Raw genomic sequence first — 5,670 nt, 5'->3', positions numbered from 1 at the left:
GGGTGGCGGGGGCGGGGTGCTCCGTTGCGGCGGTCTTGCGCATCATCGCGGCCAGGACGACGGCGGCCACGGCAATGACCGACGCCGTAAGGAACGCCGCGTGCATTCCCGCAACAATTCCCGCGCCGGCGGACACGACCGCGTAGATCGAGACGAGCAGCGCCGTTCCGGCGGCCCCTGCCACCTGCTGCAGGGTGTTCATGATGGCCGAGCCGTGTGAATACAGGTGCGGCGGCAGCGGGTTCAGTCCGGTGGTGAACGCGGGCGTGAAGATCAGGGCCAGTCCCAGGCTCAGGCCCACGTGCAGCGCGATGATCCACCCGACGGGTGTGCCCGCGTCCAGCAGGGAGAACTGGAACAGGGCTACGACCAGCAGGGACGCGCCGGTGACGGTCAGCGGCAGCGGGCCGACCTTGTCGAAGAGCCGCCCGATGAACGGGCCGAGCAGGCCCATCGCGAGGCCGCCGGGCAGCAGTGTCAGCCCGGTCTCCAGCGACGTCAGCCCGCGGATTTCCTGCAGGTACAACGGCAGGAGGATTACCGCGCCGAACAGGGCGATCATGGCCACCACGAGCAGCAGCACGGACACCGTGAACATCCGGGAGGTGAACGCGCGCAGGTCCAGCAGGGGCGCCTCGGACTTCTGCAGCCGCAACTGCCGGAGCACAAACGCGACCATGGCGATGACACCCACGGCCAACGCAATGACGGCGGGCGCGCCCGGACCGCCCTGGCCGCCGATCTGGCTCAGTCCGTAGACGATGCCGCCGAAGGCAGGAACGGTCAGCACAACGGACGGGACGTCGAGCCGGGTCTTTTCCTTCTCGCCGATGTTGGTCAGGAACCGGGCGCCGATGGCGAAAGCGGCGAGGGCGATCGGCAGGACAAAGACGAACATGAAGCGCCAGGAGAAGTGCTCCAGGATCAGTCCGGAAACCGTCGGGCCCATGGCCGGCGCCACCGAGATGGCGATGCTGACGATGCCCATCACGAAACCGCGGCGTGACACGGGGACCAGGGTGAGGATGGTGGTCATCAGCAGGGGCAGCATGATGGCGGTGCCGCCGGCCTGAATGATCCGGGCCAGCAGGAGGATTTCGAAACCCGGGGCCAGCGCCGCGAGCAGCGTGCCGCCGGAGAACAGGCCCATGGCCAGCATAAAGACGGCGCGGGTGGTCAGCCGCTGCAGGATGAAGCCGGTCGTGGGGATCACCACGGCCATCGTGAGCATAAAACCGGTCGACAGCCACTGCACGGTGGGTGCGGTGACCCCGAGGTCCACCATCAGCCGCTGCAGCGCGACGTTCATGATGGTTTCGTTCAGGATGACCACGAAGGTGGCCACCAGCAGGGTGCCGATAATGGTGACGGATTCCCGGGACATCTTCGCCGGCGGCGTTGCCACCCCGTCGGCACCCTGGGCCTGCGCGGGATCGCCGGGGGGCTTTGAAGAGACGTCTGTAGACATGGCGGGGTTCCCTCAGGGAGTTTTGAAGTGGGTCTGCGAGCGTCGTCGCTGCAAGAGGTGCCAACCTGCGGCGCGCCGCGGTAATTCCCGACGGTGCAGAAAATTCCTGCGGCCTGCGTCCGGCAGCCACAGGGTGCCGGCACCGCCGCGTGCCCGGGAGGACCGTCTGCCTTACTCCCGGAGGGCACAACGGCGTTCCCTGAAGGGAAGGGAGCGCCGCCGGTCAACGCTGGTCGCTTCCTTTCACCCCTATTCAGAGGAGTTTCGATGGGCCACATCCAACAAAGCATCCAGATCGACGCACCTGTGGACCGGGTCACGGGGATCGCCACAGACCCCCACATTGGTCCTCCTGGTGGGTGAACCTCAGCGAGGCAAAGAACGTGGAGGGCGACGGCGGCCCCGGAACCGTCGTGAAGCACAGCTACCTGATGGCCGGCGTGCCGTTCCCGGTCACCGCGTGCTGGTGGAACGGCTCCAGGAGAGGGCAAGGGAGCAAACTCTAGGCAACCTGAAGCTCATGGCCGAGAGCGGGACCGCCTAGGAGTCCAGCGGGACGTTGTCGATCAGCCTGACCGGGCCCACCCTGGCCGCGATGAGCACCAGGCCCTCGCCGCGGAACGGGGTGTCCCTGCAGTTCTCGGCCAGCGGTTCGAGGGTGTGGGGATCCACCACGTCGAAGTAGTCCAGTTCCACGAGCGGCTGGGACTCCACGAGGGCCTGCGCGGACTCAAGGTCCAGCGGCTCGTGGGCGTTGGCCCGTTCCGCAATGAGCCGCAGCGCCCTCGAGAGCACCAGGGCCGCCTCGCGTTCCCCGGCGGAGAGGAAGCGGTTGCGGCTGGACAGCGCCAGTCCATCCGGCGACCGCACGATCGGCACCGGGACGATCTCCACCGGGAAGTTCAGGTCCGCCACCATGCGCTGGACCAGGGCCAGCTGCTGGGCGTCCTTCTGGCCGAAATACGCCCGGTACGCCGGCAGTTCCGCGCCCGGCGCCGCTCCGGGCATTCCGTAGTGCAGCAGTTTGGCCACAACGGTCAGGGCGCCGTCGAAGTGCCCGGGACGGGAGGCTCCCTCCCACTTCCGGGCCATCGGACCGGCACTGATCCGAACCCGGGGGTCACCGCCGGGGTAGACCTCGTCCACGTCGGGCGCGAACACCAGGTCCACCCCCACGGCGTCCAGCAGCGCCAGGTCCGCGTCCAGGGTCCGCGGATACCGTTCCAGGTCCACCGCCTCGCCGAACTGCAGCGGGTTGACGAAGATACTCACCACCACCACGTCGTTCTGCGCGACGGCGGTGCGTGCCAGCTCGGCGTGGCCCGCATGCAGGGCGCCCATGGTGGGGACCAGGCCCTGCGAGGCGCCGCCCTTCTCCTTGAGCAGCCGGGTGCTTTCGGCCCGGAGCTGGGCGGCCGTGGTCACGAGTTGGATCGCCAAGTTAGGGACCTTCCTTAGGGTTCGTTGCCATCATGGTCCGGGCCCTCGAGCGCCCGCGTGATGCTGTCCTGTTCTTCCGGCCTCAGCAGTCCCCGGCGTCCGGCCCGGCGGGCCGTCGCCCTGGCCATGGCCAGGTACGCTTCCAGAATATCGCCGTCGGAGCCACCGTCGTGTTCCCGCAAAGACTCGGCGTGCGCGGCCACGGTGCCCACGTCGCCGCGGGCCACCGGCCCGGTCAGGGCCGATTCGCCGGAGGCGAGTGCGTTCTCCAGGGTTGCCCGCAGCAGCGGCCCCAGCATGCGTTCCGGGGCTTCGACGCCGACCTCGCGGAGCAGCTGCGAGGACTGCGCCACCAGGGTCACGAGGTGGTTTGAGGCGTGCGCGAGGGCCGCGTGGTACAGCGTCCGGTCAGCCTCCGCGATCGCTACCGGTTCTGCTCCCATTTCCACGACGAGGGCCTGCGCGATGGGCAGCATCGCGGCGTCCGCCGTGACGCCAAAGGTGCAGTCCAGCAGCCGGGTCAGGTCCAGGCTCATCCCGGTGAAGGTCATCGCAGGGTGCAGCGCCAGCGGGATGGCGCCGGCGGCCCGGACGGGATGCAGGATCCCGACGCCGAACCGTCCGGAGGTGTGTGCCACGAGCTGGCCCGGCTGCCACGCGCCGAGCTTCGCCAGGCCTTCGACGAGCGGACCGAGCGCGTCGTCGGGGACGGCGAGGAGCACCAGTTCGGCGCGCTCGACGATGTCCGGCACATCCAGCACCGGGACACCGGGCAGCAGGGCCTCCGCACGTTCCCGGCTGGCGTCCGAGACTGCGGAGACACCGATGATGGCGTGCTCCGCGCCGCGCAGCGCCGCCCCCAGGACGGCGCCAACCTTTCCGGCTCCAATGATTCCGATGCCGAGTCGTCCTGGTTTAGCCATGCTGTTGCTCGTCCTGCCTGTTGGGTTCGTCGGTGGGGGCGGGTCCGGCCCCGAGGGCCCGGACCTGGTCCAGCCAGTGCTCGCTGGTCTGGCGTTGGCGCGCGGCGCGGGCGCGGGCCGCCTGTGCATCCAGCAGGGCGCGCCCCTCGTCCAGGCCGGCCTGGATCAGCCGCGGGGACACCGGCCCGGCGGTGGTGTGCAGCACCAGGTCCGCTACCCGGAAGCGCCGGGCCAACGGCCCCTGCTCGAGCGCCATCGACTGGGTGCGCTGGTGCGGGACCACCACGAGATTGCGCCACCAGCGGCCCGAGCGGATCAGCAGGGCCGTGTCGGTGGCGGTGAAGCCGTTGCGCCGCCAGCCCAGCGGCGCCAGCAGCCTGGCGCGCCGCGGGGTGGTGACGAAGCCGCCGTCGTCCCGCGCGGGAACCGGCGGATCCGCCGCAACCGCGGCCGGGCCGGCGAGGCCGTGGATGCCGGCGGTGAAGACCCGCACCGGGTCCGGGGTGCCGGGGTCGGGCAGGACGAGGGAGAGGACGGCAAGGACTTCGGGGAAAGTCCCCACCGGAAGGAGCGTGGTCCGGGACGAGCCCTCGCCGTTGCCTCCCGCGGCGCCGTAGCCGGCCACGTTGATCTGGATCCGGTACCAGCCGAAGATCCGCCAGAGCGGGGGCTGGCTGACCCGCAGTGCCTGGATCCGGCCCGGCGGCAGGGTCTGCGCCTGGGTGTCGAGCAGTCCGTAGCGCAGCCGGATGCCGTCCGGGGATACGGCGGCGGTGAAGTTGTAGCCCCTGTTGACGGAGTTCCAGTACGCGGCCACCATGCCCAGCACGGCGGGGATCAGGAAGAGGTAAAAGCTGCGGTTCTCCGTAAGGGCCGAGAGCACCACGGACGCCGCACCGCCGAGGACCACGAACACGCTCTGCTCGCTCAGGACCAGGGATCCGACCAGGCGGCCCGGCGGGACGGTCAGCACGGAGTCCTCGGGCGCTTCGGCGGCGGCTGCCCCCGGGCGCGCGGGGTCCTGCGGCACGCCGGCGGCGCGGGCCAGGATCGTGGCCCGGAGCTGCCGCGCTTCGTCCATCCGGAGGTAAGCGAGCCGCATCGCGGATTCACCGGCGTCGGCCACCTCGAATTTGAGCTCGGCCAGCCCGAAGACCCGGGCCAGCAGGGGCTGGACGACGTCGATCGCCTGGACCCGGTCCAGCCTGGCCTGCCGCTGCTGTTTGAAGACGAACCCGGTGTTCAGCCGGACATAGCCTTCGGCCACCTGGTAGCGGGTGAAGAACCAGCTCAGGATGTAGCCGAGCACGGTGAGCAGCAGCACGATGCCGCCGCCGAGCAGCAGCCACGGCGCCCGGTCGGCGAGCCGCTCATCGACGAGGGGGCCGCCCTGGAGCATCCGTTCGAAACTATCCCGGAAGAAGAAGAATCCGATGGCGGCCAGCACCACCCAGCCGCGCAGGAACGGTGATGCCGGGTGCACGCGGAGCCACGCGCCGTCGGGGGCCCCGCCGCCGTCGGGGGCGCCGGCGCCGGCGGACGCCTCCGGGGCAGCGTCCGGCTTCACGGCAGAACCTTCACGGCGAACCCGTCACAGCCCGGCCAGCCGGGCTTCACCGCGGGCGGAAAGCTGCTCACGGAGCCGGGCCCCCTCTGCGGCGGGCAGACCCGGGATTTGCGCGTTGGTGCCGGCGGAGGCGGTGTGCAGCTTCAGGGTGCAAAGGCCCAGGCCGCGTTCCACCGGCCCGGCGCCGATGTCCACGTACTGCATCCGGCCGTAGGGGACCACGAGGGTGCGCTGGAAGAAGATGCCGCGGCGGATGAGCAGGTCATCTTCAC

General features: G+C 70.2%; 6 protein-coding genes. 1 reads left to right on the top strand and 5 read right to left on the bottom strand.

Annotated elements, in window-relative coordinates; all coding sequences use genetic code 11:
- Positions 1–1,468: DHA2 family efflux MFS transporter permease subunit (locus BJQ90_RS14160; RefSeq protein ID WP_226760882.1), on the bottom strand; the 1,468-nt coding region annotated here is incomplete at its 3' end.
- Between the two features lie 359 nt (positions 1,469–1,827).
- On the opposite strand from BJQ90_RS14160, the gene BJQ90_RS14155 reads away from it, so the two are divergent.
- Positions 1,828–1,974, top strand: a complete 147-nt coding sequence (locus tag BJQ90_RS14155; protein ID WP_226760881.1) for a hypothetical protein — start codon at positions 1,828–1,830, stop codon at positions 1,972–1,974.
- A gap of 34 nt (positions 1,975–2,008) precedes the next feature.
- Here BJQ90_RS14155 and panC read toward each other — a convergent pair whose 3' ends face one another.
- The 4 genes from panC to BJQ90_RS14135 form a co-directional block, all read right to left on the bottom strand.
- Complete coding sequence (gene panC / locus BJQ90_RS14150; RefSeq protein WP_226760880.1) at positions 2,009–2,908, bottom strand: pantoate--beta-alanine ligase; 900 nt, start codon at positions 2,906–2,908, stop codon at positions 2,009–2,011.
- Positions 2,909–2,922: 14 nt separating this feature from the next.
- Complete coding sequence (locus BJQ90_RS14145; RefSeq protein WP_226760879.1) at positions 2,923–3,831, bottom strand: Rossmann-like and DUF2520 domain-containing protein; 909 nt, start codon at positions 3,829–3,831, stop codon at positions 2,923–2,925.
- Positions 3,824–5,398 carry a PH domain-containing protein gene (locus tag BJQ90_RS14140; protein ID WP_413463686.1) on the bottom strand — a complete coding sequence of 525 codons (1,575 nt, stop codon included), beginning with the start codon at positions 5,396–5,398 and terminating at the stop codon, positions 3,824–3,826. Before BJQ90_RS14140 ends, BJQ90_RS14145 begins: the two co-directional genes overlap by 8 nt.
- A 24-nt stretch (positions 5,399–5,422) precedes the next feature.
- The coding region (locus BJQ90_RS14135) for a PH domain-containing protein (RefSeq protein ID WP_226760878.1) at positions 5,423–5,670 on the bottom strand (248 nt) is incomplete at its 5' end.

This window comes from Arthrobacter sp. SO3, assembly GCF_020532825.1.
GTDB lineage: Bacteria > Actinomycetota > Actinomycetes > Actinomycetales > Micrococcaceae > Arthrobacter.
Note: the sequence above shows the minus strand (reverse complement) of the source record. Positions and strands in the feature narration are given on the sequence as shown.

Excerpts from the sequence above, each read along its gene's own strand:
- BJQ90_RS14145 (WP_226760879.1), bottom strand. The coding sequence starts at position 3,831 with ATGGCTAAACCAGGACGACTCGGCATCGGAATCATTGGAGCCGGAAAG.